At 65.8% G+C, this 15275-nt stretch carries 13 protein-coding genes and 1 tRNA gene; 5 read left to right on the top strand and 9 right to left on the bottom strand.

Annotation, left to right across the window (positions count from 1 at the left end):
- Nucleotides 1-8: 8 nt before the first annotated feature.
- From cmk to aroA, 3 genes are read right to left on the bottom strand one after another with little or no spacing between them, the layout of a single operon-like run.
- Complete coding sequence (gene cmk / locus M0209_RS08510; protein WP_258887853.1) at nucleotides 9-629, bottom strand: (d)CMP kinase; 621 nt, start codon at nucleotides 627-629, stop codon at nucleotides 9-11.
- A complete protein-coding gene (locus M0209_RS08505; RefSeq protein WP_258887852.1) occupies nucleotides 626-880 on the bottom strand; it encodes a CBU_0592 family membrane protein in 255 nt (84 codons plus the stop codon). The genes cmk and M0209_RS08505 overlap by 4 nt, the downstream gene beginning before the upstream one ends.
- Nucleotides 877-2193: a 3-phosphoshikimate 1-carboxyvinyltransferase gene (gene aroA, locus M0209_RS08500; protein WP_258887851.1), complete on the bottom strand. Its 1317-nt coding sequence runs from the start codon at nucleotides 2191-2193 to the stop codon at nucleotides 877-879. The genes M0209_RS08505 and aroA overlap by 4 nt, the downstream gene beginning before the upstream one ends.
- Nucleotides 2194-2303: 110 nt before the next feature.
- On the opposite strand from aroA, the gene M0209_RS08495 reads away from it, so the two are divergent.
- Entirely contained in the window at nucleotides 2304-2624 is a 321-nt protein-coding gene (locus M0209_RS08495; protein ID WP_258887850.1) for a TIGR02300 family protein, read from the top strand.
- A gap of 64 nt (nucleotides 2625-2688) precedes the next feature.
- Nucleotides 2689-2764 (top strand) — tRNA-Ala (locus M0209_RS08490).
- 16 nt (nucleotides 2765-2780) lie between these two features.
- On the opposite strand, the gene M0209_RS08485 is transcribed toward M0209_RS08490, so the two are convergent.
- The 3 genes from M0209_RS08485 to M0209_RS08475 all read right to left on the bottom strand — a co-directional run bounded on the left by M0209_RS08485 (nucleotide 2781) and on the right by M0209_RS08475 (nucleotide 9061).
- The gene (locus M0209_RS08485) at nucleotides 2781-6473 is read right to left on the bottom strand and encodes a tail fiber protein (RefSeq protein ID WP_258887849.1); all 3693 of its coding nucleotides are present in this window, start codon (nucleotides 6471-6473) and stop codon (nucleotides 2781-2783) included.
- Nucleotides 6474-6759: 286 nt separating this feature from the next.
- The gene (locus M0209_RS08480; RefSeq protein ID WP_258887848.1) at nucleotides 6760-7773 is read right to left on the bottom strand and encodes an OmpA family protein; all 1014 of its coding nucleotides are present in this window, start codon (nucleotides 7771-7773) and stop codon (nucleotides 6760-6762) included.
- A 76-nt stretch (nucleotides 7774-7849) separates the two neighbouring features.
- A complete protein-coding gene (locus M0209_RS08475; protein WP_258887847.1) occupies nucleotides 7850-9061 on the bottom strand; it encodes a S8 family serine peptidase in 1212 nt (403 codons plus the stop codon).
- 24 nt (nucleotides 9062-9085) lie between these two features.
- On the opposite strand from M0209_RS08475, the gene M0209_RS08470 reads away from it, so the two are divergent.
- Both M0209_RS08470 and M0209_RS08465 read left to right on the top strand, forming a co-directional pair.
- Entirely contained in the window at nucleotides 9086-9631 is a 546-nt protein-coding gene (locus tag M0209_RS08470) for an RNA polymerase sigma factor (protein ID WP_258887846.1), read from the top strand.
- Nucleotides 9628-10329 carry an anti-sigma factor gene (locus M0209_RS08465; protein ID WP_258887845.1) on the top strand — a complete coding sequence of 234 codons (702 nt, stop codon included), beginning with the start codon at nucleotides 9628-9630 and terminating at the stop codon, nucleotides 10327-10329. Before M0209_RS08470 ends, M0209_RS08465 begins: the two co-directional genes overlap by 4 nt.
- 9 nt (nucleotides 10330-10338) lie before the next feature.
- On the opposite strand, the gene M0209_RS08460 is transcribed toward M0209_RS08465, so the two are convergent.
- The 3 genes from M0209_RS08460 to M0209_RS08450 all read right to left on the bottom strand — a co-directional run bounded on the left by M0209_RS08460 (nucleotide 10339) and on the right by M0209_RS08450 (nucleotide 14058).
- The gene (locus M0209_RS08460) at nucleotides 10339-11838 is read right to left on the bottom strand and encodes a CoA-acylating methylmalonate-semialdehyde dehydrogenase (RefSeq protein ID WP_258889600.1); all 1500 of its coding nucleotides are present in this window, start codon (nucleotides 11836-11838) and stop codon (nucleotides 10339-10341) included.
- A gap of 100 nt (nucleotides 11839-11938) precedes the next feature.
- The gene (locus M0209_RS08455) at nucleotides 11939-13234 is read right to left on the bottom strand and encodes an MFS transporter (protein ID WP_258887844.1); all 1296 of its coding nucleotides are present in this window, start codon (nucleotides 13232-13234) and stop codon (nucleotides 11939-11941) included.
- An 11-nt stretch (nucleotides 13235-13245) separates the two neighbouring features.
- Nucleotides 13246-14058, bottom strand: a complete 813-nt coding sequence (locus M0209_RS08450; protein WP_258887843.1) for a 2-keto-4-pentenoate hydratase — start codon at nucleotides 14056-14058, stop codon at nucleotides 13246-13248.
- Nucleotides 14059-14158: 100 nt separating this feature from the next.
- Here M0209_RS08450 and M0209_RS08445 point away from each other — a divergent pair, with 100 nt between their 5' ends.
- Nucleotides 14159-15223, top strand: a complete 1065-nt coding sequence (locus M0209_RS08445) for a LacI family DNA-binding transcriptional regulator (RefSeq protein ID WP_258887842.1) — start codon at nucleotides 14159-14161, stop codon at nucleotides 15221-15223.
- Nucleotides 15224-15275 lie beyond the last annotated feature (52 nt).

The raw sequence follows: 15275 nt of genomic DNA, 5'->3' as shown, positions 1-15275 counted from the left end.
CGAAACTATCAGGTCCGGCGCGTCTCGACGAGCCGGATTGCTTCGGCAACAGCCTCGGCGATGCCCATGGCACTGGTGTCGACCAACACCGCATCGTCGGCCTGTCGCAAGGGCGCCGCATCGCGCCCGGAATCGCGCGCGTCGCGGTCGAGGATGTCGGTCAGGACATGGTCATAGGCGACATGGCTGCCTTCGCCGACGAGCTGGGCGAAGCGTCGCTTCGCGCGGATATCGGGCGTCGCGGTCACGAATAATTTGGCGTCCGCAGCCGGTGCGATGACGGTCCCGATATCGCGCCCGTCGAGCACGGCCCCGCCGGGCTGAGACGCGAAATCGAGCTGTCGCTGGAGCAATTTGGTTCGCACCGCCGGATGCGCCGACACCACCGAAGCGGCCTTGGAGGCGGCTTCGCAGCGGATATCGGGATCGTGCAGCATTGCGTCGCTGAACCCGCAGGCGCGAAGGGCATCGATCTCATGCGCAGGATCGCCGCCATGGCGTAGCACCGACAGCCCCACCGCGCGGTAGAGCAGGCCGGTATCGAGATGCGGCAGGTCGAAATGCCCGGCGAGCGCGCGGGCAATCGTGCCTTTGCCCGATGCGGCGGGTCCATCGACGGCGATGATCATGTCCGCCTTCTACGCGCGTTGAGCGCCGTAACCAGCCCCGCCAGCGCGATGCACGCCCATGCTCCCTCGAGCACGGCCGCCGCCAGATTGAAATTTACGGAGAGCGAGACGAGCAACAGGATGGCGCCGACCAGGTTGAGGATGTTGAACAGCACCTTGTCCATCGACGGAGAGATATTGGCATAGCCGAACGCGCCGATGAAGACTGCGCTGCCGCACAGGCCGATAATGTCGGCGATCAGCGGACTCACGACACACCCAGTTCGCGCAGGCTGGCCGCGAAACCGGGATAGCTGGTGGCAACCGGTGACATATCGTCGATGGTCACCGCCGCGCGGCTCACCAGCCCTGCCACGGTCATGCTCATTGCAATGCGGTGGTCGAGGTGCGTCGTGACAGTCGCGCCGCCCGCCAGAAAATCTCCGCCCGTGCCGTCGACGATCAGGCCGTCGGGGAGTTCCTCGACCCGCGCGCCGCAGTCGGTGAGTGCCTTGGCCATGACCGCAATCCGGTCCGATTCCTTGACGCGCATTTCCTCGATGCCGCGGATCACCGTGCGCCCCTTGGCGAGTGCTGCGGCAACGAACAGGACAGGGTATTCGTCGATCATGGTCGCGGCGATCGCCGGGTCGGGTTCGATGCCGCTCAACGCCGAATGCGTGACGATCAGGTCGGCGACCGGCTCGCCGCCGACGACGCGTTGCTGGCCGAAGGCGATGTCGGCCCCCATGTCGCGCAGCACGTTATACAAGCCCGCACGCGTTGGGTTCATCCCGACATTGGCAATGGTCACCGCCGACCCCGGCACGAGCAGCGCCGCAACAGTGGCAAAGGCGGCGGACGACGGGTCGCCGGGAACGATGATATTCTGGGGCCGCAGTTCCGCCTCGCCGCGTATCGAGATCGTCCGCACGCCCGCGCTGTCGGTTTCGACCGTCAATTCCGCCCCGAATCCGGCCAGCATCCGCTCGCTATGATCGCGGGTCGCGACAGGTTCGATAATCCGGGTGATGCCGGGCGTGTTGAGGCCCGCGAGGAGCACCGCCGACTTCACCTGTGCCGAGGCGACCGGCAGGCGGTATTCGATGGGAATGGCGGGGCAAAGCCCGCGCACCATCAGTGGCAGCCGTCCTCCCGGACTCGCAGTTATGTCGGCTCCCATGGTCGAGAGCGGATCGATAACGCGGCCCATCGGGCGGCCGCTGAGCGAAGCATCGCCGGTGAAGGTCGCGGTAATCGGATGGCTGGTGACAAGGCCCATCAGCAACCGGGTCGATGTCCCCGAATTGCCCATGTCGAGCGCGGACTGCGGCTGGAGCAGCCCGCCGACGCCGACGCCCCGGACGTGCCAGCTATCGCCGCGCTTTTCGATGGTTGCGCCCATCGCCCGCATGGCCGCCGCCGTCGCGAGTACGTCCTCGCCTTCCAGCAGCCCGTCGATCACCGACTCGCCGACTGCCAGCGCCGACAGCATCAAGGCGCGGTGCGAAATCGACTTGTCGCCGGGGACGGTAATGGTGCCACGAAGCGGGCCCGTGGCCGCAAAAGATGCCGGTGTCGCCATGGCGCGCGGCTTTGACAGTGGCCTTATGCTATGGCAAGGGCGCCCGCCTTACGTCGGTGCGGCTCTCTGTCGCCAGCACGAAACCAAATTTTCCGGAGCATCGAAAACCGATGGTAAAGCCTGAATGGGGCACGAAGCGCACTTGCCCGAAATGCGGCACGCGCTTTTACGATCTGACCAAGGAAGATCCGGTCGTCTGCATCAGCTGCGGCAACCAGTGGATTCCCGAACCCGTGCTGAAGTCGAAACAGCCGTTGCCGTTCGATGCGCCCAAGAAGGACGCCGAGAAGGACGATGCCGATCTCGAGGTTGCGGACATCGATCTGGATGTGGTCGACGAGGACGCCGAGAAGTCGCCCGACGATGAGGTCGATCTGGGCGGCGACGACGATCTGGGCGTCGATACCGGACAGGGCGACGACGACGTCTAGGCGATTCGCTGGTAAACTGCTTGCAAGGGCGCGCGTTATTGCATAGGCGCGCGCCTCTGGAATTGGGGCCTTAGCTCAGCTGGGAGAGCGCCACACTGGCAGTGTGGAGGTCAGCGGTTCGATCCCGCTAGGCTCCACCAATTCCAATCAGATTTACTAGAGCACGAAGTCGGTGCCCGCGAAGACATACCCCGGTCCCGCCGTCACCAGCAGCGCGAAGTCGGCAATGCCGTCGCCGTTTACATCGCCTTCGATGTTGAAGACGCCGCCGCCGACATCGGTGAAGCGCAATTGCCCGGCGATATTGCCGAAGGCCGCATTGCCGATGAAGCTGAAGGCGTCGTCGGTACCGCCGGTGATCGCGTCGATCCGCGAGAGGTCGATCCTGTCGCCTGCGGTAAAGTCCAGAATGCGGTCGCGCGTCGCGTCGGTCGTGCCGAATGAATCGGTCAGGCTGTCGTAGCGGAAGATGTCTGCACCCGCGCCGCCCTTCAGCGCGTCACCGCCACCGCCGCCCGAAATTGCATCGGCACCCGCACCACCGGTCAACGTATCGGCTCCCTGTCCCCCGAAGAAGACCAGTCGGCCGTTCGATTCCGCCGACCCGTCTATCGTCATCGCGGTCGATACCTGTGCGCCCCAGACCGTCTTGGTTGCGCCTGCCGCCGTCCACACATCGGTCAGCGTGATGTTGAAATTGTTCGGCGTCCCGCCCGGTCCGGGCAGCAGGGACAATGTTTCGACATCGGCATTCGCTCCGATCGAGATCGTAAAATCGCCGTCGAGCGCGAGCTGGTCGTTCGTGCCGCCGCCGCCGGTCACCGTATCGCCTGCACCCCATTTGCCGGGGCCGAAGTAAAACCCGTCGTTGCCCGCTCCGCCGGTAAAGCTGTCCGTGCCGAGACCGCCATAGACCCGGAAGCTGCCATCGGTTTCCGCCGACCCGTTGAAGGTGAAACTCTCCCCCACGCCCAGATTGCCGCCGAATACCGACAGGGTCTGCCCCACCGCGACATTGGCGTCGTCAGTCGTGATGTCATAGCTGAGGCTAGAGGCATAATTGCCATAGCGGCTATCCGCGCTTGGGAGCAGCGCGATGGTTTCGATGCTGGTCAGCTGGTTCGGCCCAAAACTGACGGCATTGGCCCCTGCGAAATTGCCCTGCAACGCGACCGAGTCCATCCCCCCGCGGCCATCGAGCCGGTCCTGCGCCGAAAAACGCCCTTCACCGAAGTAAAAGGCATCGTCGCCGGCCCCGCCAGTGATGGTCTCCACACCGAAGCCGCCATAGGTGAATATCCGCCCATCGCTCTCCGCCGACGCGTCGAGGAAGAAATTCTCCCCCGGGCGCAGCGTGCTCGCCTGAAAGGTCAGCGTGGCCCCCGCGGTGATATTGGCATCGACCAGGGTGAGATTGTAACTGGTGCTCGCTCCACCCAGATCCGCAAAACGGGTGTCGCTGCCCGGCAGCAGCGCGATCAGCTCGATCCCCACCGTCGCTTGCGTGCCAAAGGTCATGCCGAACGAATAACTGCCCTGCAGGACGATGGAATCGAGCGCGCCCGCCCCGCCATCGACCTTGTCGGTCCCGTCGAAACTTGCCCCGAAATAAAAGCTGTCGTTGCCGCCGCCGCCGATCAGCGTGTCACTGCCCCCGCCACTGTGGATCAGGTCGTCGCCGCCGCCGCCGGTAATGACATTGTCGAAGCGGTTGCCGACCAGTGTCGCATTACTCGTACCGATGTAAGTGATATTCTCGATATCGTCGGGGATGATCGCCAGCGCACGTTCGATCATCAGCGTGTCCACGCCCGCGCCGCCGATGATGTTTACGCCGAAACTGCCCGCGCGGACCACCAGCATATCGTCGCCGTCGCCGCCGCTCAGTGTGACGGGGGCTGTGGCAAGGGTGCCGGTATCGAGGGTGTTGTTGACGGCATTGCCGGTCAGCACCGCGCTGCCTGTGCCGGTGTAGATCAGGTTCTCGACATTGGCGGGCAGCAGATAGTCGGTGCCGGCATAGATCGTATCATTGCCCTCGCCCGACTGCTCGACGATCGCATCGTTGCCGTCCCTGTCGTAATAAATATCGTCGCCCAGGCCCCCGGCGACTGTGAAGTTGCCGCCGCCCAGTCGCGCGACATCGTTGCCGCTGCCCAGCACGAACGCCTCAATCCCGGTAAAGGGCAGGACGCTGCCGATGGTCTGGACCGTTACGGTATCGGTGTCGAGCGTAAGCGTCGTGGCGAACGCCGACAGGTCGAGCGTGTCCGCGCCCGCGCCACCCGCCACGGTAGCGGTAGAGGCACCGGGGCGCACGATGAACCGGTCGTCGCCGCTGCCGCCGGTCAGCGCGATTGCGCCGGTGGCCCCGGTGCCGGTGTCGAGCGTACCGCTACCGCTGCCCACATAAACCAGCTTTTCGAAATTGGCGGGCAGGACAGTGCTGGCGAGCGTGGTGCGGAGTTCGTCCGTGCCTTCGCCCGTCAGCTCGGTGACCGTGTCGCCGACATTGTCGATGAAATATACGTCGTCGCCCTTGCCGCCGGTCAACATGTCCGCGCCGGTGCCGCCATCGATGACATCGTCACCGCCGCCGCCGTCGATAGTGTCGACGCCGCCGTTGCCGAACAAATGGTCCGCGCCGAGCCCGCCGCTGATCGTGTCGGCAAGGTTGCCGCCATAATAGGTGTCGTCGCCCGCGGTACCGACCAGGTTCAGCGCGGGGATATCGGCCATCGTCAGCACCGTGGTCGCCGAGCCGCTGACGGTGCCGACCGGCGATGTTGCCGTCTCGTCGATTGCCGCCCGGCCGCGCAAATCGGGCAAGGCAAAATTGGCAGCGTCGCCACTGCCGTAAGTGTTGCCAAACAGGAAATTCAACTGCGGGTACGTGCTTCTGGACAGCAATTGCCCATTGGCCAGCGCATAGCCCAGCGGCACGGTGCTGCCCGCGAACAGGATGATTTCGCCGACTGTCGAACTATCTATCAAACCATCGGGCGGCGATCTGCCGGTTCCGTCGGTGTCCGGGAATAGTCCGAGGGTCGCCACCAGAAAATTGATGCCAAGCGACGGGCCGTAATTGCTGATCGGGGTCGCGCTGCCGCCCATTTCGACAGGCAGGTTCGCCGCCGTCAGCGCGATCTGGTCGCTGCCGAACTGCCCGCCGAGCGCAATGCCATTGCCCGCGCCGACCGGCACCCGCCCGCGCAGATCGGGCAAAGCGAAATTGGTCACGCCATCGCCACCATAGGTCGTGCCGATGGCGGCGAACAGCTCCGGAAAGTCAGAGATGAGCCGCAAAGACCCGTCGCACCGGAGAACGCCGTCGTGGAAGAAATCAAAAGCGTAGGCAGAGGCCAGGATCTGCCCGGCAAAACCGACAATGGGGGCTGTCGACGTTCCTCGCGTAATAATGCCATAGGCGATGGTCTGCGCCGGTTCGGCCGTCGGCAGCGCGGTACCCGTGCCGCCAAGCGCCACCGGCAGCATGGATTGCACCAGCGATGCCGATGCCGCACCGCGGGTCTGGCCGACACCTAACGGGTTGGATGGGGGGGAAATGGCCGCGCGATCATCGAGATTGGGCAAGGCGAAATAATCGTTGCCCAAGCTGCCAAAAGTTCTTCCGATCAGGCTGAATAGCGCGTCGTTTGCGCCGTAAACATTGAGCCCCTGCAGCGCGCCGTTGGTATCCACGGTGCCACTATGGTTGGCGGCGAACCCCCAGAACCGCAGGAAGCCAATGCCAAAGCCACGGAAAACATCATATGGATTGGAGTAGGTGCCGGCGATCGTGATCGTCGTGTTGATGGTCAGCGAGGGCTGGCGTGTGTTGAATGGCATATAGCTTTCCCCCGGGCACCCTGTGAAATCCGGCAGACGCACCCGCCGGAAACCGATTGTTACGGTTCCGGCTAGCAGAACGAGAAGGCTTGTGGGTAATCCACCCAAATTTGGACAGAATAGCTTTCAGGAGACGAGCATCGGAATGGCGAGCAAGCGGCAGGGTTGATGTAACCGGGGCTAACGCTCGAAGAACGAGGCAACCCGACGAAATCGATCTTCAGGTGCTGGACGTGTCATTCCTCCCCAGCGTAGCGCCGGGGAGGAATAGAAGCGGACTTGCCGCTCAACCCTCGCGCGGGTGGAGGACGATCTCGACGCGGCGGTTGGCGGCGCGTCCGGCAATGGTGGCATTGGTTGCCACCGGTTCCGATTCGCCCATCGCTTCCACCACCAGCCGCGACGGTTCTGCCGAACGGTTGACGAGGAAATCGGCCACGCTGCGCCCGCGCCGTTCGGAAAGCGCCAGATTATAGTCCTCCGACCCGATCGCATCGGTGTGGCCGACGATCTCGACATCGGTTGCGCGGTAGCTGTCGAGCGAACGCGCGAGCGCGTTAAGCGTGCCGTAGAAGCGCGGCTGGATATCCGACTTGTCGAACGCAAAGGTCACGTCCGCGGGTAGCTGCACGACCAGGTCGCGCCCGCGCCGCACCACGGTGGCCCCGGTCCCCTGCATGTCGCGGCGCAGGTCGCCGTACTGGCGATCCATATACGGGCCGACCTGCGCCGACGACAGGAACACGACATCGGGGCCGCCGTAATAGACGCTGCGATCGTAGACCGGATAGGTCGTGACCACCGGCGCCGCGATCACCACGGGGGCGGGCAGGGCCTGTGCCCGGACGAAGACGGGAACGCCGGTCGAGGTCTGGGCGACCCGGCGCAGGCCGCGCGCCGAGGCGGCGGCGATGCCCCGGGTCCGCAAATTGGGCGCGTCGAGCATCGCTTGGCCGTTCGCGCTGCCTTGTGCGGAGAGTACGCCCTTGTCGCGGCTCACCATGCCGTCGACTGCCGCCGATCCGGTAAGTCCGGCTTTCTGGTCGCGGACGCGCTGGCGTTCGGCCTGACGCTCGGCGCGGCGGGCGGATTGCTCGGCCTGCCGCGCGGCGTCGCGGGCACGGTCGGTGGCCGTGGTCGCGGTCCGGGTCGTATCGACCATGCCGCCGACTGTGCCGCCGACCGAACCGCCGACGCCGCCCAGTCCGCCGCCGAGGCCGCCACCGCCGAGGATCTGTGCGGCTGCAGGTGCTGTCGACGCGAGCGCGATAACGGCGGCACCGATCAGGAATTTGGTCATCGTCGTTCTCCTTGAAATTGCCTGTTCAAGGGGCAAACGGATGCGGCGGGCGGTTTAATCCAGGCCGCGGAGAAATTTATTTTGGCGGCGTCCGGCACGGCCCGCAAACGAGGCCGCGTCCGTACCGCGGGCCGAGGCGTTCGGCTGCGGCATCGACACCAGCCAGCGCAGCGGCGCGGCGGGCAGGGTCCGGGGTCGTATAACTGCGGGCAATCGTCGCGGCGACGAGCGGTGCGGCGAAAGACGTGCCGCGCACGACTGACGCATTGCCGCGTTCGTCGGTGGCGAGCATGTCGGCACCCGGCGCGGCATAGTCGAGGTGCGTCGCGCGGCCGGCCTCGATCAGGATACGCTTGCGACCGTCGGTCGCGGTCACGGCGACGACGCCGGGGTAGGAGGCGGGGTAGCTCGGCGGCGAGGCTGCGCCGTCATTGCCGACGGCGGCCACGACGATCGTCCCGCGCATCTGGGCGGCGGCAATGACTCGCCCGAGCAAGGGGTTGGGCGGGCCGACCAGGCTGATCGTGACGACGGGGATACGCTCGCCGACCAGCCAGCCGAGCGCCTTGACAATGGCGGTCGCATTGCCGCCCGCCGGATCGCTGCCATAGACATCCGCCACGAACAATCGCGCGCCCGGGGCCGCGCCGCGAACGCGGCCCGATCCGGCGATCAGCGAGGCGATAGCGGTACCATGTCGGCTCGCGCGCGGTGCGCCGCTGGCGAACCCACGCTGGGTGGCGGTCGATCCGACGACGCCACCGTCGATGATCCCGATGCGTGGGCCATTGCCCGACGCGGGGGGAGGTGCGGTGTCCACCGCGCCGCTCCCGGCATAGAGTTGATCGGCGGAGACGTCCTTTGCCCCCAGCGCCTTCAACAGGCGGATTGCAGATTTGAAGGTAAGCCCCTTCGGCACGGCCAGCCGCGTATAGCCGACCCCCAATGTCTCACTGCGTTCGATGACGGCGAACCCTTTGGCCGTTGCTGCCGCCAGCAGCGCGTCATCGACATCGCCCATCACCAGCTCGCCGCTGCGCGCGGGATAGCCGTCGGGGTCGAGCGCGATCCGGCCCGGATTGGCGCGGACCAGTGCCGCGATGCGCGACAGGCGTGCGTCCGCGAGGTCGCGCACCGTCCGCGTGCCGGTCTCGACCGTGCGGTCGATCATGCGATCGACGGGCCGCAGCACGTCGCCGGTACCGGGAAGCGACGGCAGCAACTGTGCCCCTGCTGCCCCTGAGATCAGCGCGCAAAGCCCCGCCATCAGGATGCCAGTGGTTTTCATCGGATAAAATATGCCATGACAGGGATGAAACGCCCACTCCCGTCCGTTTCATCCACGAACAAGGACTATTTTTCGCCTTTGCCGACGTTCGAGACCGAGCTGCTGGCCCTGTTGCCGCGATTGCGCCGCTTCGCGCAGTCGCTGTCGCGCAACGCCGCCGATGCCGACGATCTCTGCCAGGTGACGGTGGAAAAGGCTTTGAACGCCCGCGTGCAATGGGTGTCGGGAACACGGATGGACAGCTGGATGTACCGGATCATGCGAAATAGCTGGATCGACACGACGCGGACGCGGCGGCGGGCTGCGGAAACATTCGTTGCGGAGGAAGCAGGCGCGACAGTCGTGGGCGACGATGCCGCGACGGTCGAGGCGGGCGTGCTGGGTCGCGACATCGCCGCCGCCATGAACGCGCTGCCCGACGAGCAGCGCGAAGCGGTGGCGCTCGTGCTGGTCGAGGGGTTGGCGTACAAGGAAGCGGCGGCGGTGCTGGATGTGCCGATGGGTACGCTGACTTCGCGACTGGTGCGCGGACGGCAGGCGCTGATGGCGCAACTGGAAGAAGCGGCATGACGTCCTCCGAACCGATCGATGACGAGATGCTGATGGCCTATGCCGATGGCGAACTGGGTCCGTTAGAAGCGAAGCGTGTCGAACGCGCGATGGCGGACGATCCGGCGCTGGCGGCGGCGGTCGAGGCGCATCGCGCCTTGCGGCAGCGGCTCGACACGGCGTTTGCGCCGATCCTCGCGGCACCCGTACCCGACCGTCTGGCCGCGATGCTGGACACGAATGTCGTGCCGTTCGCGCCGCGCCCCGTTGCCGCGCCCTCGCGGCGCCGTTGGCTGGGCGGACTGGCGGTGGCGGCGTCGCTCGTCGCGGGGATTGCGCTCGGCACGCAATGGCCGGGCGCGGAAGGTCCGGTTAGCGCGCAGGGAAGTACGCTGGTTGCGTCGGGCACGCTGGCGAAGTCGCTCGATACCCAGCTCGCCTCGGCGGCGGGGGAGACGCGCATCCTGGCCAGCTTCCGCGCGCAGGGCGGCGGTTATTGCCGGGTGTTCGCCGCACCTGCGCTCGACGGGATCGCCTGTCGGAACGGCGGGAGCTGGCAGTTGCGCCAGACCCGCGCCCCGGCGATGCCGCAGGATGCGGCTTACCGGCAGGCAGCTTCGGGCGACGCGGCGCTGCTGGCTGCCGCACAGGAGATGATGGCTGGCGATCCGCTCGACGCGGCTACCGAAGCGCGCGCGCGGGCGGCGGGCTGGAAGTAGCGCCCGAATCTACCCCATTGTCGGGATGACGAAGCTCTGGTCCTGAACCGCGCCGCCGGTCGGCCAGCGCTGCGTGACTTTCTTGGTGCGGGTATAGAAGCGCACGCCGTCCATGCCGTACTGGTCGAGGTCGCCGAAGCCCGAGCGTTTCCACCCACCGAAGCTGTGATAGGCGACGGGGACGGGGATCGGCACGTTGATGCCGACCATGCCGACCTCCACCTGCGCGGCGAATTCGCGTGCGGCAGGGCCGTTGCGGGTGAAGATCGCGACGCCGTTGCCGTACTGGTGGTTGGTCGGGTGCTGGAGTGCTTCCTCGAGCGTTTCGGCGCGCATGATTTGCAGGACGGGCCCGAAGATTTCTTCCCTGTAGCTCTGCATGTCGGGCGTCACATGGTCGAGCAGGGTGGGGGCGAGGAAATAGCCGTCCTCATAGCCCTGCAACGCGAATCCGCGCCCGTCGACGACGAGTTCGGCGCCTTCATCGACCGCCATCTGGATATAGCCTTCGATCCGCGCTTTGTGCGCCGCGCCGACGACGGGGCCGTAATGGGCGTCGGGATCGGTCGAGACGCCGACGCGCAGCTTGCCGATCTCGACGAGCATGCGCTTGCGGAATTCCACCGCCGTCGCTTCGCCGACAGGAACGACGACGGGCAATGCCATGCAACGCTCGCCGGCCGACCCATAGGCGGCCCCCACGATATCGGCGACAGTCTGGTCCATGTCGGCATCGGGCATGATGATGCCATGGTTCTTCGCGCCGCCCATGCACTGCATGCGCTTGCCGGCGCCGGCACCGCGTTGATAGACATATTGGGCGATGTCGGACGAGCCGACGAAGCTGACCGCCTTGATATCCTTATGATCGAGGATCGCGTCGACGACGGTCTTGTCGCCATGGACGACGTTGAGGATGCCCGCAGGTAGCCCCGCCTCCAGCGCGAGTTCGGCGAGGCGGACAGGGACCGAAGGATCGCGCTCGCTTGGTTTCAGCAGGAAGGCGTTGCCGCAAGCGATGGCGACCGCGCTCATCCACAGCGGGATCATCGCGGGGAAGTTGAACGGCGAGATCCCCGCCGCAATCCCGATTGGCTGGCGCATCGAATAGACGTCGATGCCCGGCCCCGCGCCCTGGCTGTATTCGCCCTTCAGCAGGTGCGGAATGCCGCAGGCGAACTCGACGACTTCGAGGCCGCGCTGGATATCGCCCTTCGAGTCGGCAATGACCTTGCCGTGTTCGGACGAGAGCAGATGCGCCAGCTCGTCCATGTTCGCCTCGATCAGTTCCTTGAAGCGGAACATGACCCGGGCGCGGCGCTGGGGGTTGGTCGCCGCCCAGGCGGGTTGCGCGGCAAGCGCATTGGCGACGGCGGCGTCGACAGTCGCGGCGGTGCCGAGTTCGACCTGCGCCTGCACCTGTCCGATGCAGGGGTCGAAGACGTCGGCCTTTGCGGCGGTTGCCGATGTGACGGCACTGCCGCCGATGAAATGGGTGATCTGGCGCATATCGGGAAACTCCTGAAGTGCGCTGCCCATAGCGGGGCGGCTCCGCCAAGGCTATCGGCGCGCGCCGGAACGAACGCCAGTTATCGCCCTAGGGATGCGGTCAGGCGGCCTCGGTCACCGGGGCGAGGCGCGGGCTGAGCATGTGGACGATCGCAAGCGCCACGAAATAAGCGCTCCCTGCCACGATGAAGATCGGCGTGTAGCTGCCGATGCGTTCGAGGATCTGCCCGACATAGAGCGAGAAAATCATCCCGCCCACGGCACCCACCGTGCCCCCGATCCCGACGACCGACCCGACCGCGGCCCGCGGAAACAGATCGGACGGCAGCGTGTAGAGGTTTGCCGAAAACGCCTGATGCGCCGCCGTGGCAATGCCGATGACGAGCACCGCGACCCACAGATTGTCATAGGATTGCGCGAAGAAAATCGGCGTGACGGCAAAGGCGCAGATCAGCATCGTCATCTTGCGCGCGTAATTGACCGTCTTGCCTGCCTTCATCATCCGCGACGAGGCCCAGCCGCCCGCGATGCTGCCGACGTCGGACAGCACATAAATGGCAACCAACGGCGGGCCGAACGTCTTGAGATCGAGGTGGTAGCGCGTGCCGAGATAGCCCGGCAGCCAGAACAGGAAGAACCACCAGATCGGGTCGATGCAGAATTTGCCGAGCGCATAGGCCCAGGTTTCCCTGACCCGGACGAGCTGCGACCAGGGCAGCGGCACCGACGGGTCGGCGGGATCGCTTTCGATCCAGGCGAGTTCGGCGGCGGACACGCGTTTCTGCTCGCGCGGACGCCGGTAGATCGCGAACCATGCAACCAGCCAGATCACGCTGACCGCCCCGGTCACGACAAAGGCGGTGCGCCAGCCATAGGCCAGCGTCAGCGCGGGGACGACCAGTGGCGTGATGATCGCGCCGACATTTGCCCCGGCGTTGAAAAGCCCGACGGCAAAGGCGCGTTCCTTGGCCGGGAACCATTCGGTCACGGCCTTGATCCCGGCGGGAAAATTGCCCGATTCGCCGAGTCCCAGCGCGACCCGGGCCAGCGCGAACTGGGTCACAGTGTGGACGGCACCGTGCATCATGTGCGCAGCCGTCCAGATGATGAAAGCGACCGAATAGCCGATCCGCGCGCCGACCCGGTCGACGATGCGGCCGAAGCCGATATAGCCCACGGCATAGGCCGCCTGAAACCAGAAGACGATTCCCGCGAAATCGCTCTCGGACCAGCCGAGTTCGGCCTGCAACGTCGGCTTCAGTACGCCGATCATCTGGCGGTCGACATAGTTGATCGCGGTGGCCGCAAACAGCAGCCCGACAATGACCCAGCGGTAGGAGCCCGCCTTTTGAACGGCGCTGCCGACCGCGTCCGTGCCTGCCTCGACTGTCGCCATCCTGCTGGTCCTCAGTTCGTGTCGGGAGTTGCCGCAACGATGCGACATGCGATGCTATCTGAACTGCCGAATTCGGCAACGGCGGTGCTGCCCGCCGCGATTTCATGGACGCCGGTGACGGCCCCCGTCGACACCCAGGTGCCGGGTGCGATGGCGATTCCGCGACGGGCGAGGTTGCCCAGCAGGAACGCGATCGAGCCGCCGCAGCCGCCGGGGAAGCTTGCGGCCTGACCGGTGCCGACGACAGCGCCGTCGATAAGTGTCGTCACCGTCATGCTGTCGATTCCGCCGTTCTGCCAGTCGTCGACGGCAGGGCCGACCAGCAGGCCGTTGTTGTTGCCGAAATCGGACGCTGTGACCGTCGGTCCCATCCGGTTGATCCCGGTGAACGGCGAACTGGCGATCTCGAAGCCGATATGGACCGCCGTCACGCAGTCGAGCGCGTCGGGAATCGACCAGTCGGTGCGTCCGGTGGGGACCGTGCCCAGTTTGAACAGGAACTCGGCCTCGACTGCGCCGAACCCGCCAGTGAATATCGGCGCATCGCGAACCGGTGCGACCGGGTGGACGAGGTCGGCGAAAATGGGACCGGCCAGCCGGGTGGTGCCGAAATGCAGATCGAGCGGCGGCTGAATGCGACCGACTTTCCAGCCCGCGATGGCACCGCCATGCAGCCGGATCGCGGCATCCTGAATGCGGTAAGCTTCCTCCAGCGTCACCGGCACCTCGCCGGGATATTCGGTCAGCGCCTGCGCCGTACGGCGGGCGCCGACAAAGGCACGCGCGGTCGCCTCAGCTCCAAACATCACATCGGCGTCGCTCATGGCGTGCGTTTTCTCCCCTGGCTCTTGCGCTAAAGGAAACCGGTGTCATTGTCGATACCCCTTGCTCCGGCTATGTCCGGGTCGAGTGCAGGAGGCAGGTTTGAGCGACGACAGCATCGGCGACAGTAACGGGGACGCTGCCTTTCGCGGCAAGGCGACGATCAACGATATCGCGCGGCTGGCGGGGGTTTCGAAGAAAACGGTCAGTCGCGTCATCAACCGGTCGCCGCTGCTGAACGAGGCGACGCGGGCCAAGGTCGATGCCGTCATCCAGAAGGCGGGTTACGTCCCCAATCCGCAGGCGCGCGCGCTGGCGCTGCGCCGCAATTTCCTGATCGCGCTGGTCCATGACAATCCCAATGCCCAGATGGTGCTGGGCATGCAGACGGGGTTGCTCGAGGTGCTGGCGGGGACCGAATACGAACTGATCGTTCGACCGGTGAACCGCGGATCGCCGACGATGGTCGACGATCTGCGGCATTTTCTCGAACGCCAGCGTCCGCACGGGATCGTCTTGCTCCCGCCGATTTCGGAGAACGACGCGCTCGCCGCGCTCTGCGACGAACTCGACTGCCGCTATGTGCGGATGGGGTCGGCGCAACTCGACGTGCCCGAGCGGATGGTCGGGTCGAACGACCGCGAACTGGTGCGCGAGGCCGCCACCTTCCTGATAGAACAGGGGCATCGCCGCATCGGTTTTGTCGCGGGGCCGCGCGGATTTCGCTCGGCATTCGAGCGGCGCGCGGGGCTCGATGCAGCGCTGTCGGCGGCGGGGCTGAATCTACCTGACGCGCTGGTTGCGGAGGGAAGCTATCGATTCGACTCGGGCGTCGCGGCGGGGAACCGGTTGCTCGACGCCGACCCGCGCCCGACCGCGATTTTGTCGTCGAACGATGAGATGGCGGCGGGGGTCGTGCACGCTGCGCGTGCCCGCGGTCTCGATGTGCCGCGCGACCTGTCGGTGGTCGGCTTCGACGATACCGCGATTGCCGCGCATCTCTGGCCGCCGCTGACGACGGTTCGCTGGCCGATTGCCGATATGGCGCGCGCGGCGGCGCATAAATTGTTGAGCGATACGCCCGATGCCGATCCGGTCGCGGCGGCCCCGTCGGTGTTTCCGTCGGCGCTGATCCAGCGCGCTTCGGTGGCCCCACCGCAGAGCTGAGTCTTGCTTCACTTCATGACACCGGTTACCTAAAGCGCAACAAACACCAAGA

The organism is Sphingomonas sp. SUN039 (genome assembly GCF_024758725.1).
In the GTDB taxonomy this organism is placed as follows: domain Bacteria; phylum Pseudomonadota; class Alphaproteobacteria; order Sphingomonadales; family Sphingomonadaceae; genus Sphingomonas_O.
This window is presented reverse-complemented; position numbering and strand designations above follow the sequence as displayed.

Excerpts from the sequence above, each read along its gene's own strand:
- cmk (WP_258887853.1), bottom strand. The coding sequence starts at position 629 with ATGATCATCGCCGTCGATGGACCCGCCGCATCGGGCAAAGGCACGATT.
- aroA (WP_258887851.1), bottom strand. The coding sequence starts at position 2,193 with ATGGCGACACCGGCATCTTTTGCGGCCACGGGCCCGCTTCGTGGCACC.
- M0209_RS08495 (WP_258887850.1), top strand. The coding sequence starts at position 2,304 with ATGGTAAAGCCTGAATGGGGCACGAAGCGCACTTGCCCGAAATGCGGC.
- M0209_RS08485 (WP_258887849.1), bottom strand. The coding sequence starts at position 6,473 with ATGCCATTCAACACACGCCAGCCCTCGCTGACCATCAACACGACGATC.
- M0209_RS08480 (WP_258887848.1), bottom strand. The coding sequence starts at position 7,773 with ATGACCAAATTCCTGATCGGTGCCGCCGTTATCGCGCTCGCGTCGACA.
- M0209_RS08475 (WP_258887847.1), bottom strand. The coding sequence starts at position 9,061 with ATGAAAACCACTGGCATCCTGATGGCGGGGCTTTGCGCGCTGATCTCA.
- M0209_RS08470 (WP_258887846.1), top strand. The coding sequence starts at position 9,086 with ATGAAACGCCCACTCCCGTCCGTTTCATCCACGAACAAGGACTATTTT.
- M0209_RS08465 (WP_258887845.1), top strand. The coding sequence starts at position 9,628 with ATGACGTCCTCCGAACCGATCGATGACGAGATGCTGATGGCCTATGCC.
- M0209_RS08460 (WP_258889600.1), bottom strand. The coding sequence starts at position 11,838 with ATGCGCCAGATCACCCATTTCATCGGCGGCAGTGCCGTCACATCGGCA.
- M0209_RS08455 (WP_258887844.1), bottom strand. The coding sequence starts at position 13,234 with ATGGCGACAGTCGAGGCAGGCACGGACGCGGTCGGCAGCGCCGTTCAA.
- M0209_RS08450 (WP_258887843.1), bottom strand. The coding sequence starts at position 14,058 with ATGAGCGACGCCGATGTGATGTTTGGAGCTGAGGCGACCGCGCGTGCC.